Annotated in this window: 2 protein-coding genes; one reads left to right on the top strand and one right to left on the bottom strand. The window is 64.8% G+C overall.

Going from position 1 to position 2568, the window contains the following annotated elements; translation table 11 throughout:
* The coding region (locus E5W70_RS08480; protein ID WP_292656444.1) for a mannitol dehydrogenase family protein at nucleotides 1-1057 on the bottom strand (1057 nt) is incomplete at its 3' end.
* A gap of 174 nt (nucleotides 1058-1231) precedes the next feature.
* On the opposite strand from E5W70_RS08480, the gene uxaC reads away from it, so the two are divergent.
* Nucleotides 1232-2568: glucuronate isomerase (gene uxaC, locus E5W70_RS08475; RefSeq protein WP_292656441.1), on the top strand; the 1337-nt coding region annotated here is incomplete at its 3' end.

The raw sequence follows: 2568 nt of genomic DNA, 5'->3' as shown, positions 1-2568 counted from the left end.
CCGCGTCCTGCGGCAGTGTCGGGATGGCCTCGGCCCATAGTCCGTCGACGAATTGCCGGATCGCCGGGTCGGCAAAGGCGCGATCCACCGTGTCGTAGCCGCTGAGCAGGCCGAGATAGGCGATTGCCGAATGCGAACCATTGAGCAGCCGCAGCTTCATGTCCTCGAAGGGCCTGACGTCGCCGACCATGGTGACGCCGAACTTTTCCCAGGCCGGCCTGCCTGCCGGGAAATCGTCCTCGACCACCCATTGGCAGAACGGCTCGGTCATCACCGGCCAGGCATCCTCGACGCCGAGCTCGACGGCGATACGCGCCCGGTCGGCATCGGTGGTCGCCGGCACGATGCGGTCGACCATGCTCGACGGGAACGCGACGCCGTCGGCGATGTGTGCGGCGAGCCTGGCATCGCCTGAAGGGGCGAGCCTGGAATCGCGCAGTGCGGCGAATTCGACCAGCAGGCGGTGCAGCGTGGCGCCATTGGCCGGAAGGTTGTCGCAGCAGAGCACGGTGAAAGGCTGGATGCCGGCGGCACGGCGGCGCGACAGCGCTTCGGTCAGGAAACCATGCGCCGTCCGTGGCATTTGCCGGTTAGCCAAATCATGGACGATGTCCGGATGGGTGGTGTCCAGACCGCCGCCGGCTGCTCTCAGATAAGCCTTTTCGGTGATCGTCAGCGTGACGATGCGGGTGCGCTGATCGGTCAGGGCGGCGAGCACGGCAGCCGGATCTTCCGGCGCCACCAGCAGCGACAGGATCGAACCGACGACGCGTAGCTCTTCGCCGACGCTGCTCCTGATCGCCAGCGTGTAGAGGCCATCCTGCGGCGCCAGTGCGTCGCGCGTGTCTGGACTGCGCAAGGACACGCCGACAATGCCCCAGTCCGCCTCTCCCGCCGCCAGGCAGTCGTCGACATAGGCCGCCTGGTGGGCGCGATGGAACGCACCGACGCCGAGATGGACGATGCCCGGTGCGACGCCGCCGCGGTCGTAGCGCGGAACCGCGACCGAAGCCGGCAGTGCCTTCAGCGTGCTGTGGGAAAGGCGTCTATTGGTCATTGCGCCACGTGTCTGATCGAGAGTGTTGGGTCACTGCTGGCAGGCGGCGTAACACCCGATGCCGTCACGCACAATGGGCAATAGCCGTCGAAAAGTCATCATACAACAACCCAGTTTTTGTATGTTGACATTATTTCTTTCCAACCCTACCGATGTCCGGATTGGAGGATTTACGTGGCCGCATTGACGGATCCGGATTTGCTGTTTGCCGCCGAGGGGCGCCAGCTTTCGCTGGCCCGCGATCTCTATGCCGCGGTCAAGGACCTGCCGATCGTCAGCCCGCACGGCCACACCGACCCGCGCTGGTATGCGCTCAACGAGGCGTTTCCCGATCCGGCGCAGTTGCTGATCGTGCCGGACCACTACATTTTCCGCATGCTGTTCAGCCAGGGCGTTCGGCTTGAGGAGCTTGGCGTGCCGACGCTTGACGGCTCGCCGGTGGAGACCGACGGCAGGACGATCTGGCGGCGCTTCGCCGAGCATTATTACCTGTTCCGCGGCACGCCGACCCGGCTGTGGTTCGGCCATGTTCTTGCCCATCTGTTCGGCATCGACGAGCCGCTGACGGCCGCAACCGCCGACCGTCATTACGACACGATCGCGACCTTGCTGCAGTGGGAGAATTTTCGCCCGCGAGCGCTGTTCGAGCGCTTCAACATTGAGGTCATCGCGACGACCGAAGGCGCGCTCGACGATCTCAGATGGCACCAGATGATCCGCGACAGCGGCTGGGAGGGCCGCGTCGTCACCGCCTATCGGCCAGACGCGGTCGTCGATCCCGATTTCGAAGGGTTCTCGGCCAATCTCGACCGGCTCGGAGAAATCACCGGCTGCGACACCGGCAACTGGGCCGGCTATCTCGATGCACATCGCCAGCGGCGGGCCTTCTTCAAAAGTTTCGGTGCGACGTCCTCCGATCACGGCCATCCAACGGCCGAAACCGCCAATCTCTCGGACGCCGCCGCGCAGGAGTTGTTCAACCGCATCCGCCGAGGCTCGGACGACGAGCGCGAGCGAAAGCTGTTTCGCGCCCAGATGCTGACCGAGATGGCCAAGATGAGCCGCGACGACGGGCTGGTCCTGCAGATCCATCCCGGCTCCTGGCGCAATCATTCGCCGGCTATCTTTCACAAGTTCGGCAGGGACAAAGGCTTCGATATTCCGACGCGGACCGATTATGTGACGGCGCTGAAGCCGCTGCTCGACTGTGTCGGGCTGGAGCGCGACCTCACCATCATCCTCTTCACCCTCGACGAGACCAGCTATGCGCGCGAGCTGGCGCCGCTCGCCGGCGTCTACCCGGCATTGAAGCTCGGGCCGGCCTGGTGGTTCCACGACAGCCCCGAAGGGATGCGCCGGTTCCGTGAGATGACCACCGAAACGGCCGGTTTCTACAACACCGTCGGTTTCAACGACGACACCCGCGCCTTTCCATCCATACCGGCCCGCCATGATGTGGCGCGCCGGGTCGATTGCGCATATCTGGCGCGTCTCGTCGCCGAGCATCGGCT

The sequence above is a fragment of the Mesorhizobium sp. genome (assembly GCF_005063415.1).
In the GTDB taxonomy this organism is placed as follows: Bacteria; Pseudomonadota; Alphaproteobacteria; order Rhizobiales; family Rhizobiaceae; genus Mesorhizobium.
This window is presented reverse-complemented; position numbering and strand designations above follow the sequence as displayed.